Source organism: Zoogloea ramigera, from assembly GCF_006539865.1.
Classification (GTDB): Bacteria; Pseudomonadota; Gammaproteobacteria; order Burkholderiales; family Rhodocyclaceae; genus Zoogloea; species Zoogloea ramigera.
Genome location: NZ_BJNV01000030.1, coordinates 41,912 through 56,034, shown reverse-complemented (window position 1 = coordinate 56,034; position 14,123 = coordinate 41,912). Strand labels below are relative to the sequence as shown.

At 67.3% G+C, this 14,123-nt stretch carries 12 protein-coding genes; 3 read left to right on the top strand and 9 right to left on the bottom strand.

The features are described from left to right. Window positions 1–170 precede the first annotated feature (170 nt). The 8 genes from ZRA01_RS10125 to ZRA01_RS10090 form a co-directional block, all read right to left on the bottom strand. Entirely contained in the window at window positions 171–4,691 is a 4,521-nt protein-coding gene (locus ZRA01_RS10125; RefSeq protein WP_170182936.1) for a glycosyltransferase, read from the bottom strand. After that, complete coding sequence (locus ZRA01_RS10120; protein WP_141351764.1) at window positions 4,691–5,599, bottom strand: NAD-dependent epimerase/dehydratase family protein; 909 nt, start codon at window positions 5,597–5,599, stop codon at window positions 4,691–4,693. The genes ZRA01_RS10125 and ZRA01_RS10120 overlap by 1 nt, the downstream gene beginning before the upstream one ends. After that, window positions 5,596–6,141 carry a dTDP-4-dehydrorhamnose 3,5-epimerase family protein gene (locus tag ZRA01_RS10115; protein WP_170182935.1) on the bottom strand — a complete coding sequence of 182 codons (546 nt, stop codon included), beginning with the start codon at window positions 6,139–6,141 and terminating at the stop codon, window positions 5,596–5,598. Before ZRA01_RS10115 ends, ZRA01_RS10120 begins: the two co-directional genes overlap by 4 nt. Window positions 6,142–6,146: 5 nt before the next feature. Then, window positions 6,147–7,517: a lipopolysaccharide biosynthesis protein RfbH gene (gene rfbH / locus ZRA01_RS10110; RefSeq protein WP_141351762.1), complete on the bottom strand. Its 1,371-nt coding sequence runs from the start codon at window positions 7,515–7,517 to the stop codon at window positions 6,147–6,149. Continuing rightward, window positions 7,514–8,593, bottom strand: a complete 1,080-nt coding sequence (gene rfbG, locus ZRA01_RS10105; protein WP_141351761.1) for a CDP-glucose 4,6-dehydratase — start codon at window positions 8,591–8,593, stop codon at window positions 7,514–7,516. Before rfbG ends, rfbH begins: the two co-directional genes overlap by 4 nt. Further along, window positions 8,578–9,348, bottom strand: coding sequence for a glucose-1-phosphate cytidylyltransferase (rfbF, locus tag ZRA01_RS10100; protein ID WP_141351759.1), 771 nt, complete (start codon window positions 9,346–9,348; stop codon window positions 8,578–8,580). The genes rfbG and rfbF overlap by 16 nt, the downstream gene beginning before the upstream one ends. Before the next feature lie 137 nt (window positions 9,349–9,485). Beyond that, window positions 9,486–10,079: a hypothetical protein gene (locus ZRA01_RS10095; RefSeq protein WP_141351757.1), complete on the bottom strand. Its 594-nt coding sequence runs from the start codon at window positions 10,077–10,079 to the stop codon at window positions 9,486–9,488. A 107-nt stretch (window positions 10,080–10,186) separates the two neighbouring features. Further along, a complete protein-coding gene (locus tag ZRA01_RS10090; protein WP_141351756.1) occupies window positions 10,187–10,843 on the bottom strand; it encodes an HAD family hydrolase in 657 nt (218 codons plus the stop codon). 133 nt (window positions 10,844–10,976) lie between these two features. On the opposite strand from ZRA01_RS10090, the gene tcdA reads away from it, so the two are divergent. Beyond that, window positions 10,977–11,765 carry a tRNA cyclic N6-threonylcarbamoyladenosine(37) synthase TcdA gene (gene tcdA, locus ZRA01_RS10085; RefSeq protein ID WP_141351754.1) on the top strand — a complete coding sequence of 263 codons (789 nt, stop codon included), beginning with the start codon at window positions 10,977–10,979 and terminating at the stop codon, window positions 11,763–11,765. On the opposite strand, the gene ZRA01_RS10080 is transcribed toward tcdA, so the two are convergent. Next, window positions 11,740–12,600, bottom strand: a complete 861-nt coding sequence (locus tag ZRA01_RS10080) for a peptidoglycan DD-metalloendopeptidase family protein (protein ID WP_141351752.1) — start codon at window positions 12,598–12,600, stop codon at window positions 11,740–11,742. The two genes, tcdA and ZRA01_RS10080, sit on opposite strands and share 26 nt — an antisense overlap. Window positions 12,601–12,773: 173 nt before the next feature. Here ZRA01_RS10080 and ZRA01_RS10075 point away from each other — a divergent pair, with 173 nt between their 5' ends. Both ZRA01_RS10075 and ZRA01_RS10070 read left to right on the top strand, forming a co-directional pair. Continuing rightward, window positions 12,774–13,139: a sirohydrochlorin chelatase gene (locus tag ZRA01_RS10075; protein ID WP_141351750.1), complete on the top strand. Its 366-nt coding sequence runs from the start codon at window positions 12,774–12,776 to the stop codon at window positions 13,137–13,139. A 43-nt stretch (window positions 13,140–13,182) separates the two neighbouring features. Further along, on the top strand, window positions 13,183–14,025 hold the full coding sequence (locus ZRA01_RS10070) for an ATP-binding response regulator (RefSeq protein WP_170182934.1): 843 nt from the start codon (window positions 13,183–13,185) through the stop codon (window positions 14,023–14,025). Window positions 14,026–14,123 lie beyond the last annotated feature (98 nt).

Genomic DNA, 14,123 nt, shown 5'->3' with positions numbered 1-14,123 from the left:
AAAAACATTGACAATTTGTAGGAATGTCGCCTACCAGTGCAGAAGGCGGATTGCCGCTTGGCTTTTGATAGCGGCGCTAAAAATCAAAGCTTTAGCTTCAAAAATCACACAGCCGGCGGTGGGTGGCCGCCGGCTGGCAACAGGTTTTCAGGCGATGACAACGAAACCCTTCATGGTCCGTAGGCGGCAAACCAGCTTGCTGTATGGTTCTCCAGGATGAACCCTTCGTGGACCCAGCGTTGCAGGGCGAGGCCGGCCTCGCGCAGGGCGGCCGGCTCGGCAAGCTGCTCGCGGATGGTGGATATCCATTTTTCGGGTTCGTTCGGCAGGCGGGTGACCGGTGCGTTCTGATACGGGTGGATGTCGGTGCAGATCACCGGCCAGCCCATCGCGCCATACTCGAGGAGGCGCAGGTTGCTCTTGGCCTCGTTGAAGGCATGGATCTCAAGGGGCGCGATGGCCAGGTCCAGGTCGAGGCGGGCCAGCGCCTTGGGATAGGCGGCGAAGTCCAACTCGAAGCCGTGGGATTCGCGCACGAAGGGCTTGAGCGGCTCCGGGCACATGCCCATGAAGATCCAGTCCACTTCGTCGGCGAGGGCTTCGACCACCGGGTAGATGAGTTCGAGGTCGCCCAGGTGCTGCTGAGCGCCAGCCCAGCCGACGCGGGGCTTCTGGCGCGGTAGACGCAGGGGCTGGGCGTCGCCCCAGACTGCCCACTCCAGGCAGTTGGGCATGATCCGGACGTCGTCGATCATCTCTGCGCACAGGTCGGCCAGCGGGCGGGTGCTGACGACGGCCCGGTGAAGCAGTGAGAGGTTCTTGCGCAGACGCTGGCGCCCGTCCTTGTAGCCTTGTTTGTAAGAGGGGTGTTTGCGAGGGAGTTCGGTGAGCAGATCGTCGATGGTCAGGATCCGGCGCACCCGGGGGAGATGGCGGGCGTAGTTCTCGATGGCGTCGCTTTGAAAGTCGTCGAGGGGCTGATGGAGGATGAGCACGTCCGGTTCGGCACGTGCGATGTCGGTCGGCATGAGGATGCGCATCATGCCGGCCTTCGGTTGTTCGCATATCATCGTCTGCGCGAGTCCGGCTTGACCGATCACCCGAAGGGGGGCGCGCAGGCGATATTCACCGGCACCGCCGCGCACCGGGATAGCCAGGATCCGCGGCCGGTCATGGAAGCTCGGATCCCAGTCCATAGGGGCCACGTGTTCAGGCGCGAAGGCGTCGATCAGGCTCAGGTTGCGGTTATAGGCTGGGTCACGGGCGAGGCGGGGGAGCCAGCGATCGAGCAGGGTCTCGTTGCTGCGCAGGATGGCGACCTGATCGGTGAGTCGGCCTTCGGGCTTGCGCTGGCGGGCCTGCATGGAGACCCCGTTGTAATGGACTAGCGTGGCCTGGGGTGTCCAGACGATTTTGTGACCAAGCCCGGTGACCTTCAGGCAGAAGTCGAGTGCTCCGTGATAAAGCGGGAAGTCGGCGGTGTCGAATCCGCCCGCCTCGGCAAATACGCGACGCCGGACGAGCAGTGCCGAACCGCTGGCGGCGCTGACGTTCTGGTCGCACAGGGCGCGGCCCATGTAGCCGGGGTCGGTGAGTTCGAGCTGGTTGTCCCAGGGGTTGCCCACGGTCCCGGCCATGCCGAGGAACCAGCAGCCTTGCTGGGTCTTGCCGGACTCGGGGTAACTGAGGCGGGGGGCGACGATGGCGACCTCCGGGCGCTGGGCGATGCCCATCAGCCGGTCCAGCCAGTTGTCCTGCACCACGTGGGTGTCGTTGTCGAGGAACAGGAGGTAGTCGCCATGGGCCGCTTCGGCTCCGGTGTTGGCGCTGGCCGACCAGCGGAACTCGCCGGGGCAGGCCACGACGCGAGCCTTCCCTCTCCAGCAGGGGGCATCTTGCAGGCTGGCCAGGAGATGCAGGGTGTCCGGGTCGCGGCTGTCATTGTCGACGATGACGACTTCGTAATCGGGGTAGCGCGTCCGCTCCTGAATGCTGTCGAGCAGCGGCCGCAGATATTCGCCCCGGTCACGGGTGGGGATGACGATGCTGACTTTCGGCTTGTCGGGCCACCGATACTCGATGTGGCGGGTGCCGAACAGCAGGCCGTCGCGTATCTCGGCATCCAGGCCGCGGCGGGCGAGGTGGTTGATTAGTGCCTGTTTTTCGGCTTCGGGCTGCATCGCGCGGCTGGACGTGCGGGGCAGGTGGGCGAGCATCTGGTCCAGATGCCCGATGGCGGTCTCGCCGGCCTGGTCGAGGACGCGCAGGGCGAGGTCGTAGTTTTCGGCGCCGGTGTGGCTGCCGTAGCGACCGGCAGCCATGAAAGCGGCCTTGGCGACCACTACGAAGCTGCCGAGGTAGGCTTGGGCACGCAGCAGGTCAAGGTTGAAGTCGGGCTTGAATAGGGGCTCGCTGAAGCTGCCGTCCGCTTCGCGGGTGTCTTCGTCGCAGTAGATCAACTGCCATTCCGGGTGCAGGTTGATGTAGTCGGCAAGCACCTGCAGGGTATGGGCTTCGAAGCTCAGACCAGGTTCGATGCGGGCGAGCCACTGGCCTGGCGAGGCTGCGGCCATCTCGTCGATGACGTAGTCGATGTGGACCGCGTCCCGCAGCGCGAGCCACTGCAGGCGCGGGATCTCGTCCGCCTCCGGGGGCTTGGGCAGGGCGGTGACGACGGTCAGCAGCCACTCGGGGTAGATCTGGGCGGCTAGGCTGTCGAGGGTGTCGGCGAGCAGGCTCTCCTCCCCCGGGTGGACCGCCATCAAAAGGTGAATGCCGGGGCGACTGGACCACTGGAGCACCATGCGCTCGGCGAGCAGCTGGGCGTCGATCTCCTGGAGGCTCGTGCGTTGGCGCCAGAGGGCGTAGCGCTCGTTTCCCTTGCGGGGCCGACGCTTGCCTTCGCCGCCCGCTGGATCGGGGCTCAGGCAGATCAGAACTGCCGCTTCCAGGGAGCTGGCTTGAACCGTTGCCGGGGAATGGATCGGCAGTAGTTGTGCCGGGTGGAGGCTGGGGTATTTCTTGCGGAAGCGTTGTTCATAATCCAGCCAGGTTTCATCGAAATTGCCCACTGACGAATGGACGAGCAGCAGATCCTTGCTGACGCCGACGCGCAAGCCTCTCAGATGGCAGCGATAGCTGAAGTCGATGTCGTACAGGTGGAAACCATCGAAGCATTCAGCGTCGAAATGGACGCTGTCGAATACCTGTTTCTTTGCAGCGATGAAAACACCATCCAGAGCCTGGACCTCGACGCGAGGTGCTTCGCTGCTGTCGTAGTAGTTGACACTGAAGGCGGCGTCGGGCTTGCCTGCCGGGCCGTGGATGACGAGACCCGCCGTGTTGGTGGGGCCGCCGTTCATCCAGAAGGCACTCTTGAGAACCCGGGCGCCGGCCACGCCGACCACATCGAATTCATGCAGCGCCGCATGCAGAATGTCAGCCAGCGCGTTGCCGCACATTAGGTCTATGTCGTCATGGCATAAAACGACATTGTCGTATCGGGCGCGGGCGATGCCGCGGGTGTAACCCTCGGAGAGGCTCTTTGCGTCACTGATCCGCACGATCTCGTAGGGGGCCGTGCAGATCTCGTCGATGCGTCTGCTGATGTGGGCGAACTTGGTGTTGTCTACTGAGCATATGACGAAGCTCAGGCTGCGGTCCGCCGGCGGTGGCAGCCGGCCCGAGCGGACTGTAAGCGTGGCGCGGGTTTGGCTAGCGGCGGCAACAAAGCGTTCGAACCAGGCTGCACTCTTGTAGTCGTCCTGGGCGGCGAAATGGTGAAGGAATATGGTTTCGGCGAACTCGGCGGCAAAGCGGAAGTGGTTGGCCGAGCCGAGGCGGGTCGCTGCTGCGTAGATGGCTTCGTCAAGCGCGTCGGCGTCGGGCGCAAGCTCGGTGTCGGCGGGTGAGCCGATGAAAGCCTCCGTCAGCAGTTCGTCGGGAAGGGCGCGGAAAAGGTGGAGGATCCTGGACGTCTCATAGTTGAGGCGATTCATCGATTCGGGGGTCGGGGCGCTTTCGTTGGCACCGGAGCCGAATACCCGGAACTGGGTCAGCGGCTTCTCGAGGATGTGAAGGTTGCCTGCTTTGAGCAGTCCGACCCAGATAGCAAAATCCCAAAGCTGCACGAGAGGCAGCGGGGTCAGGGTGCTGGCCAGCGCGGGGCTGCGGATCACCGCCGAGGGTTGGCACAGGCAGTTTCCATACGTGAAAAAGTGGGAGACCCATTCGGCCCGGCTGCGGTTGGGACCCTGAAAAATGTGAGGATAGGGAGGTGGTGGGTTGGTCTGAGCGTTGCCGTCGTCATCGATGATCGATACGCGGGTGAAGCAGGCCACGATATCGGGCCGCGCTTCGAGGAGCTCGATCTGTTCTGCAAGCTTGGTTGCTTCCCACCTGTCGTCGTCGAACAGGAACGCCGTGTAAGGGGTTTCGATGGCTTGCATCCTGGCCAGCAGCGCTTGGCGCCTCATGCTGTTCACTTTGATGCGCGTGATTGAAAAGCGCGGATCGTTGGCGATGTGTGGTGGCAGGGTGACGGGCGGCGTCGAAGCGTTGTCGAAGATCTCGACGCAGTAGTGGGGATAAGTCTGTGCAAGGATCGAATCGAGACAGCCCGTCAGGAGCTCCGGTCGGTTGAACGTCGGAACCAGGATTGTGACGGTCGGGGAGCTGGAGACTTGGGTCATTATCGTGTGTGTCCGTATCGGGCGGAGTGGGGAGGTGCGCTGGGGGGAGTCGTCGAGCAGGGCCACTGACGGCGGGTGAGGTCGGCCACCAGTCTCTCGACCTCTCCGATCCTGCGCGGGTAGGTGCCGGGGAGAAGGGCTCCGGCGGCGCCAAGGCGGCGCCATTCGGCGGCAGCGAAGTCCACGAGGCGCTGGCCCTGCCCGGTGCCGAGGTTGGCCACGGTCTGCTCCGGGAGATCAAGCGTGTCGAGACGTTCAGCTTCCCGCAGCAGCAGGTAGGCGGCGGTTTCCACCGGAACGAAATCGCGTACCTGGGTGCCATCGGACATGGCGAAATCCTGGCCGTCCGCAGCCGCGCGGGCGAGTGACGGCCAGAAGCGTCCGCTCGGCTCACCTTCTCCATACACATGGAAGAGCCGGGCGAGGCTGGCGCAGAGTTGCCGCTCCCGGGCGAATTCGAGCAGGGCTAGGCCCGCCATGGCCTTGGAGACTGGATAGCTCCCCATGGGGCGGAGCGGAGCGTCGGCGGGAATCGCGGTGAAGTCGCCGCCGCTGTTTCCGTACTCGAAGCACGAACCCACGAAGACGAAGCCCCTGATGCCGCTTGCGTGTGCGCGGGTGACTGCCTGGAGTGCTGCGAGGACATTCCAACGAATACAGGCGTCGAGACTGTCGTAGGGCGTGTTGGCGGAGTGGGCTGCGGCGTGGATCATCACGTCGCAGTGGCATAGGCTGCCCGCGTCGAAGAACTCCAGATCTCCCTCGAGCCATTTGGGCTCTGTAGTGAGAGGGATGCGGGGTGTGCTACCCGGGCGGCGCAGGGCGAGCACTTCGTGGCCGGCGGCGAGGGCCTGACGCACCAAATGACTCCCTACGAAGCCCGTGGCTCCGGTGATGAAGAGTCTCATGGAATATGCGTCTCCGGTTGAGGTGGGAAGTCGTCCAGCTCAGGCAGGTTCGCGTCCCGCGAGGAAACGGTCCCGACTGGCGGCCAGGCGAAACCGAAGCTGTTCCAGCGCACGCCGGTATCTTGGGTCGGGTCGTGGGGCGTCGTCACGAGATAGCCGACAGTGGCGCTTTCCGATAGGGTGAGAAAGCCATGAGCGAGGCCGGGCGGTACTAGAATAGCAAGCCGGTTACTGGCCGACAGGCGGCAGGCTTTGCTGGCGCCGAAGCCCGCGTTCTGGCGCAGGTCCAGTACCACATCGAGGATTTCGCCCTCGATGCAGAAGACGATCTTAGCGTGGGCCGCGTTGCCGGTCTGTAGATGCATGCCGCGCAGCACCCCGCGTGCCGACGTGGAGTAGAAGAACTCTTTGGCGGCAAAGCTGCCAAATGAGCTCCCCCAACTCGACGAGAACGGCTTGCAGAAGCTGCCGCGCGCGTCGCCGGCGCTGAAAGCCTCGAAGACGAGACAGCCCGGCAACAGGGTTTCGATGACCTTGGGCATCGCGGTCATCCGTCGAACGCTGCGCCGACGAAGCTCAGAAGCTTGCTTGCGGCGTAATCCAGCTGCGCCTCCGTGAGCCCCGGCCACACGCCGATCCAGAAGGTGTCGCGCATGATGCGGTCGGCCACCGGCAGGGTGCCGACGACGCGGAAGTTGCGGCCGGCCATCGATGGCTGACGCACCAGATTGCCGGCGAACAGCAGGCGGGTGCCGATCTTGTGCTGGTCGAGGTATTGCAGCAGGTCGACCCGGTTGACGCCGGCCTCGGGCCGGAGGGTGATCGGATAGCCGAACCAGGACGGGTCGCTGCCAGGCGTGGCTTCGGGCAGGACGAGGAAATCCCGGGCGTCGGCCAGCGCCGCGCCGAGGTGCTCGAAGTTGCGCTTGCGGGCGGCGATGAAGCCGTCCAGCCGGTCGAGCTGGGCCAGGCCGCAGGCGGCCTGCATGTCGGTGATCTTGAGGTTGTAGCCGATGTGGCTGTAGGTGTATTTGTGGTCGTAGCCCTGCGGCAGGCTGCCCAGCTGCCAGCCGAAGCGCTTGCCGCAGGTGTTGTCGCAGCCGGGCTTGCACCAGCAGTCGCGGCCCCAGTCGCGGAAGGATTCGGCGATCTGGCGGAGCGTGGGGTCGCTGGTCAGCACGGCGCCGCCTTCGCCCATGGTGATGTGGTGGGCGGGGTAGAAGGACAGCGTGGCGAGGTGGCCGAAGGTGCCCACCTTGCGGCCCTTCCAGGTGGAGCCGAGGGCGTCGCAGCAGTCTTCCACCAGCCACAGGCCGTGGGCCTCGGCGAAGGCACACACGGCATCGAGGTCGAAGGGGTTGCCGAGGGTGTGGGCGATCATGATCGCCTTGGTGCGCGGCGAGAGGGCCGCTTCGAGCATGGCCACGTCGATGTTGTAGCCGGGTAGCGTCACGTCGACAAAGACCGGCACGGCGCCGTTCTGGATGATCGGGTTGACGGTGGTCGGGAAGCCGGCGGCGACGGTGATGACCTCGTCGCCCGGCTTGATGGCCCGCTCACCCAGCCGAGGTGAGGTGAGCGTGGAGAAGGCCACCAGGTTGGCCGACGAGCCGGAGTTGACGGTGAGCGCGTGGGCGGTGCCGACGAAGGCCGCGAGGCGCGCCTCGAAGGCGTCGTTGAAGCGGCCGGTGGTGAGCCAGGCGTCGAGCGCGGCGTCGATCATGGCGTCTTTTTCGGGGTCGCCGACAACCTTGCCGGAGGGCGGCACCGGGTCGACGCCGGCCTGCCAGGCGCGGGGCTTGGCGGCAGGGCGGGCCGGGCGGACGATGATCTCGAGGTCCTGGCCGGCGAGCTCGGGGAGGTCGAGCTGCAGGCGGCCGTCGGCGTCGGGGCGCAGGGTGTGGCGGATGAGGCTCATGGTTGGCGTGCGAAGGCGGTGATTTCGTCGAGGGTGTAGCGGCGCATGTCGGCGCCGCCGCGCCAGGCCTGGTGCCAGGCGAGTGTTCTGGCGATGGCCGTTTCGGCGTCCCAGCGGGGGTGCCAGCCCAGGCGGCTGTGGGCCTTGCTGCAGTCGAGCTTGAGGGTGTGGGCCTCGTGGGGGTGGGCGTCGGTGCTGGCGCTCCAGCGGGCGTCGGGGCCCCAGCCCCGGGCGAGGCGCTCGACGACCCAGGCGACGCTGCGCGCGTCGCGGGCGTCGGGTCCGAAGTTCCAGGCGTCGGCCCAGCTGGCCGATGGGGTGTCGATCTCCGTGGCAAGCCGCTGGGCCAGCGCCAGGTAGCCCGCCAGGGGCTCGAGTACATGCTGCCAGGGGCGGATGGCGCCGGGGTTGCGCAGCAGCACCGGCTCGCCGGCGGCGAAGGCGGCCAGTACGTCGGGCACCAGCCGGGTGGCGGTCCAGTCGCCGCCGCCGATGACGTTGCCGGCGCGGGCGGTGGCAAGCGCGACGCCCTGGCCGGCCAGGAAGGCGTGGCGGTAGGAGGCTGCGACCAGCTCGGTGCAGCCCTTGCTGGCGGAGTAGGGGTCGTGGCCGCCGAGCGCGTCGGTCTCCCGGTAGCCCCACACCCACTCGTGGTTTTCGTAGCACTTGTCGCTGCTGACCACGACGACCGCCCGCACCCCCGGCGTGTCACGCACGGCTTCGAGCAGATTGACGGTGCCCATCACGTTGGTGGCGAAGGTGGCGGCGGGTTCGGCGTAGGAGAGCGGCACCAGCGGCTGGGCCGCCAGGTGCAGGACGACTTCGGGGCGGGCGCTGGCGAGGGCTTCGGCGAGCCTTGCGGGATCGCGGATGTCGCCAAGCACCGAGTGCATGCCGTCCGCCACGCCGGCCTCGTCGAACAGCGACGGCACGGTGGAGGGCGGCAGGGCGTAGCCGAAGACCTCGGCGCCGAGGTGCTGCAGCCACAGGCTGAGCCAGCCGCCCTTGAAGCCGGTGTGGCCGGTGACGAAGACCCGCCGGCCGCGCCAGAAAGCAGGGGTCACCAGTTTTTCCATGGGGCGGCTCCGCGGTTCCAGAGGTCTTCGAGGACGAGCTTGTCGCGCAGGGTGTCCATCGGGCGCCAGAAGCCGGTGTGCTCGAAGGCGGCCAGTTGCCCGCGCTGGATCAGCTCGCCGAGCACGGGCCCCTCGAAAACGGTCTGGTCGTGGTCGATGAGGTCCAGCACCGTGGGGGACAGCACGAAGAAGCCGCCATTGATGAAGCCGCCGTCACCCAGGGGTTTTTCGACGAAGGCGCTGACCGAGCTGCCATCCAGCTCGAGTGCCCCGAAACGCCCGGGCGGCTGCACGGCGGCAACGGTGGCGAGCTTGCCATGGCCACGGTGGAAGGCGATCTCGGCGCTGATGTCGATGTCGGCGAGGCCGTCACCGTAGGTGAAGCAGAAGGCGTCGTCGTCCTGCAGATAGTTGCGCACCCGCCCGAGGCGGCCGCCGGTCTGGGTGGTGTCGCCGGTGTCCACCAGGGTGACGCGCCAGGGCTCGGCGTGGCGTTCGTGGATCTCCATGCTGTTCTGGCTCATGTCGAAGGTGACGTCGGACATGTGCAGGAAATAGTTGGCGAAGTACTCCTTGATCACATAGCCCATGTAGCCGCAGCAGATCACGAAGTCGTGGATGCCGTGGCTGGAGTAGATCTTCATGATGTGCCAGAGGATCGGCCGGCCGCCGATGCCGATCATCGGCTTGGGCCGATTGACGGTCTCTTCGCTGATGCGGGTGCCGAGGCCACCCGCGAGGATCACGGCTTTCATCATCGCTCCAATGGGGGATGGAGACGATGTTATGCGTGGCAGGGGAGGGGCTTAGACTGGAACAGCGGGGGGAAAGGCGGGTTATTCGGGGGCTTGGGCTGGCCGTCTGCCCCGCGCCTCCGCCCGGCGCACAGGGCTCAGCGCAGCTCGGCCTGGAGGCCGGGAGGCGTGATGCCGCAGGCAAGGTAGTCCCGGTCGGCCATGACGGGCTTGAACTCGCAGGCGGTGGCCGCTGGGCCCGCGCCGTCGGTGAGGCGGGCAAAGTTCGGGTCGGCCGGGCGTGGGGCGCGATTCACTGGCGGCGGGGAGGACGCGGTGGAGGCTTGGCCAGGGTGGGACGGGGGGGCGGCGGTGTTCGGGCCGGCTTCATCCTCCGACGCGCGGCCACTGCCGCGGAGGGCCCGTTCGGCGCGGCGGCGCTCCAGGATTTCGGCTTCCCGGCGGCTTTGTTCTTCGAGGTAGCGCGAGCGTAAGGCGACGCGGGCGACGTCGCCCGGCAGATCGCTGCCGCCGTAGCGGGCTTCACCCACGGCCCGGCTGTAGGTGACCGTCGGGGCGAGGTGGCTCGTAGGGGCGTCAGGTGTGGCGTGGGGCGTCGAGACGCTGCGCTGCATCCCCACTGACCGGCCGCCACCAACGCGACGCGCGTCGGCGGGGCCGCTGGCGACGAGGGCGATGGCTGCCAGGAAGAGGGCAGGGCGGAGGATGCTGGCCGGGCGGGCTGTGGGCATGGCGGGATCGGGCCCGCGGCCGGTGCTACGGCTCGTCGGGCAGAGGCTTTGCGGGACCCTCGAGTCTAGTGGATGCCTGCCTGAAATGCCAAGGCGGTGCCCTGTGTTCAGTCTGCCAGCAGGAGAGCGCCGAGCTCTGCCGGCGAGGCCGCTGCCCGCCAGTGTCCGGCCATCGCCGCGGCTTCGATGCTGCCGTAGCCCCAGGTTGCGGCGATGAAGGGCAGCTGGTTGGCATCGGCGGATTCGCCGTCCTCGCTGCGGTCGCCGATGTAGATGGAGCGGCCCTCCGGCAGTTCGTGGTCGGCCAGCAGGCGGGCAATCATCGCGGCCTTGTCGGGGAGGCGGGGTTCGAACAGGTCGAGGGCGTAGATGTGCTCGAAGTAGCCCAGCCAGCCCAGGTGGGCGAGGATCAGGCGGGTCGGCAGGATGCGCTTGTTGGTGGCGATCGAGAGCTGCAGGCCGGCGCTCTTCAGGGCTTCGAGCATTGTACCGACGCCGGCGTAGGCGGCGGTCTGCTTGTAGCCTTCGCTGTCGTAGCTGGCCTTGAAGCCGTCGGCCAGGCGCTCGATGAGGGCCTTGTCGTGGCTGCCGGTGATGAGCTGCAGGGTTTCGATGAGCGGCGGGCCGACGATGCTCTCGTCGATGGCGCGCGCCGGCGCCACGTCGCAGCGGGAGAAGGCTTCGCGGTAGCTGGCGAGGATGGCGGGGGCGGAGTCGATCAGGGTGCCGTCGAGGTCGAAGAGGATGTGCTGGTAGCGGGGCATGGGCTTGGCTGGGGTGGGCGGAATGGGCGTGATTATCGCGCCGTCGCGCCGCGGCAGGAATCCACGGCGGAGGTATAGGGGCGAGGGGCGTCCTGGCGGATAATCCTGGTCTTCCTCAAAAATCGCCCGACCGATGGAAACCACCGACATCTCCGCCCCCGACGACCCCCGCCGCTTCGGCGGCATCGCGCGTTTGTACGGCGAGGACGGGCGCGCCCGGCTGGCCGCGGCGCGGGTCTGCGTGGTGGGGATCGGCGGCGTCGGGTCGTGGGCGGCCGAGGGGCTGGCGCGGAGCGGCGTCGGGCGGCTCACGCTGATCGACCTCGACCACGTGGCCGAATCCAACATCAACCGCCAGATCCACGCCGCCGACGCTACCCTCGGCCAGGCCAAGGTGGAGGCCATGCGCGAGCGCATCGCCGGCTACAACCCGGGCTGCGCGGTGACGGTGGTGGATGATTTCGTGACCGCCGACAACACCGCGGCGCTGCTGGGGGCGGGCTTCGACTATGTGATCGACGCGATCGACGCGGTGCGCGTGAAGGTGGCGATGATCGCCTTCTGCCGCGGCGCCGGGGTGCCGGTGGTGACCTGCGGTGCGGCGGGCGGGCAGATCGACCCGACGCAGATCCGCGTCGACGACCTGTCGCGCACGGTGCAGGACCCGCTCCTCGCCAAGGTGCGCGGGCAGCTGCGCAAGGGCCACGGCTTTGCCCGCGATCCGAAGAAGAAGTTCGGCGTGGAGGCGGTGTATTCCACCGAGCCCCTGCGTTACCCGCAAGCCGGCGCGGCCTGCGACCTGCCCCAGGGCGGGCCAGCCGGCCTCAACTGCGCCGGCTTCGGCTCGGTGGTGACGGTGACGGCCACGGTCGGGCTGTTTGCCGCGGCGCGGGCGATCAACGCGCTTTCGGCGGCGCGATGAAGAGGGCCGGGTCGACGGCCGCGCCGTTGAGGTAGACGCTCCAGTGCAGGTGCGGGCCGGTGGCGCGGCCGCTGCTGCCGGCGTCGCCCAGGCGCTCGCCCCGGGCCACCTTCTGGCCGACCTCCACGCGGGCCTGGTCGAGGTGGCAGACCATGCTGACGAAGCCCTGGCCGTGGTCGACAAAAACCGTTTTTCCGTTGAAGTAGAGGTCGTCCACCAGGCTCACCACGCCGTCGGCCGGGGCACGGATCGGGGTGCCGGTCGGCACCGCCACGTCGAGGCCGGTGTGGGGCGCCCGCGGTTCGCCGTTGAAGATGCGGCGCAGGCCGAAGCGGCTGGACAGACGCCCGTCGGCCGGCAGGTCGAGGTCGACCCGGTTCACCGGCACGTCGCGGAAGCGGCTGCGGATGGCGAGTTGGCGTTCGCGCTCCTCGGCGATGCGGGCGAGCTCGTCGGTGGGTGGGGTGACCATCTTGGGGTTCTTGATCGTGAGGCGCTGCTCCGGGTAGGCCTTGGGGCCGACCACGAAAGTCTGCGCGCGGCTGTTGCCCTCGGGGCCGATCTGGATGGTCTGCTCGCCGACCGGTGTGTCGAGGGGCAGGCCGACCACCGCGTGCCAGCCGTCGGCACGCTGCCGGAGGAGCACCGGGCGCCCGTCGAAACGCACCTCGGGGCGAGGGTTTCCGGCCGCTGCGACGTGGATTTCGGCGACCCCGCCGGGGACGGGTTCGGGGCGCAGATCGGCCTGGGCCGTGGCGCTCAGGAGGGCGGCGCACAGGGCGGCGGCGGTGATCGCGGGAACGAAAGCCTTGTTCTGAGGGACTATGTCACACATGGCAGCAGGAAGTGAGGTGCGGACCCGAATTTCACCATGAATGCCGCTTTTGGCGGTTTAACATCTTGTAAAGCTTAACGTAGCGCGGCCCCGGGAGGCCCTGCCCCGAAGGAGGGGAAGGGCACAAATTGGTGCTTACTTTTTCGTCATCGAGGCCGGCTGGAGATACAAAAATGTCAATCGAATCAATTGTCTTGTTCGCCCATGGGGCGCGGGACCCAGACTGGGCCCTGCCGGCCCAGCGTGTCGCCGCGGAGGTCCGGAGGCTGCGTCCGGAGGTTAAGGTGACCGTCGCCTTTCTCGAGTTCATGGAACCGAATCTGGTGGATGCAGTGGATGAGGCTGCACGCGCCGGGGCCGAATCGGTCCGGGTCGTGCCGCTGTTTCTGGCCCAGGGTGGGCACCTGAAGCGGGATGTGCCGGCGCTCATGGATGCAGCGCGGCAGAAGCACCCCGGCTGCCGTATCGAGCTGGTGTCGGCGGTTGGTGAGGATGAAGGCGTCGTGCGCGCCATGGCCGCATACTCGGCAGGAGCCTGATATGTCGGTTGCGGGGGGCTGGAGGCAAGAGGGCGAAGTGTCGATGGCGTGTCGTATCTGGCTGGTGGGAAGCGATCCGGTGGTGGGGGGCGAGCTCGAGGGCTGGCTGACGGCGGCCGGTTTCACCACCGAGCGCCTGTCCCACGCGGAAGCGCTCAGCCGGCTGGGCGCGACCCGCCCGCGCGTCGACCGGGTCGTGGTGGATGGCGGTTCCCATAGCGGCAGCCTCGAGCTCCTGCCCCATTTTCGCGCGGCCGGTGTGCCGGTGACCCTGCTTCTGGAGGCCGAGGACTTGCTGGCGGTCGAGCTGGGCCTGCAGCGGGGGGCGTCGGGCTTCCTGATCAAACCCTTCGGCCAGCGCTCCCTGGAGGCAGCGCTGGCCATGCCGGCGGGAGAGCTGTCTGCTCCGTCGGGTGGTTATTTCCCCTTCCGCACCCTCGAGGACGTCACCGGCCTGTCGCAGTTGGTGGCGGGCCTGTGCCCCGAATCCGAGATGGTGCAGATCGCGCTGTCGGAGCTGATGCTCAATGCCGTCGAACACGGCAACCTCGGCCTGGGTTTTGTCCGCAAGGGCGAGCTGATGAGCTGCGGCGCCTGGCGCAACGAGGTCGAGCGCCTGCTCGAACTGCCCGAACACCAGGGGCGCTTTGCCTTCCTGCGGGTCGAGTGCCGACCGCGGGAGATCCGCTTCCTGATCCGCGATCAGGGGGATGGCTTCAACCCGGACCCCTACATGCAGCTCAACCCGCTGCGCTCCGTCGAGCCCCACGGGCGCGGCATCGCCATCGCGCGGATGCTGGCCTTCCCCGACCTGGTCTTCCTCGATGGCGGGCGCTGTGTCGAGGGCGTCGTGCGCCGCGAGGCTCACCTGAACCTCGCCGCCTGATTCGCCGCGGGCGAAGGCCCGCCCGCCTTGACGGCTCATAATATAAGTGTATTCTTATATTATGAGCCGATATACCCTGCACGCCCGTTCGGGCCTTC

Coding starts and splice junctions, on each gene's coding strand:
- ZRA01_RS10075 (WP_141351750.1), top strand. CDS start 12,774: ATGTCAATCGAATCAATTGTCTTGTTCGCCCATGGGGCGCGGGACCCA.
- ZRA01_RS10070 (WP_170182934.1), top strand. CDS start 13,183: ATGGCGTGTCGTATCTGGCTGGTGGGAAGCGATCCGGTGGTGGGGGGC.
- rfbG (WP_141351761.1), bottom strand. CDS start 8,593: ATGGAAAAACTGGTGACCCCTGCTTTCTGGCGCGGCCGGCGGGTCTTC.
- rfbF (WP_141351759.1), bottom strand. CDS start 9,348: ATGAAAGCCGTGATCCTCGCGGGTGGCCTCGGCACCCGCATCAGCGAA.
- tcdA (WP_141351754.1), top strand. CDS start 10,977: ATGGAAACCACCGACATCTCCGCCCCCGACGACCCCCGCCGCTTCGGC.
- ZRA01_RS10120 (WP_141351764.1), bottom strand. CDS start 5,599: ATGAGACTCTTCATCACCGGAGCCACGGGCTTCGTAGGGAGTCATTTG.
- ZRA01_RS10090 (WP_141351756.1), bottom strand. CDS start 10,843: ATGCCCCGCTACCAGCACATCCTCTTCGACCTCGACGGCACCCTGATC.
- ZRA01_RS10095 (WP_141351757.1), bottom strand. CDS start 10,079: ATGCCCACAGCCCGCCCGGCCAGCATCCTCCGCCCTGCCCTCTTCCTG.
- rfbH (WP_141351762.1), bottom strand. CDS start 7,517: ATGAGCCTCATCCGCCACACCCTGCGCCCCGACGCCGACGGCCGCCTG.
- ZRA01_RS10115 (WP_170182935.1), bottom strand. CDS start 6,141: ATGCCCAAGGTCATCGAAACCCTGTTGCCGGGCTGTCTCGTCTTCGAG.
- ZRA01_RS10080 (WP_141351752.1), bottom strand. CDS start 12,600: ATGTGTGACATAGTCCCTCAGAACAAGGCTTTCGTTCCCGCGATCACC.
- ZRA01_RS10125 (WP_170182936.1), bottom strand. CDS start 4,691: ATGACCCAAGTCTCCAGCTCCCCGACCGTCACAATCCTGGTTCCGACG.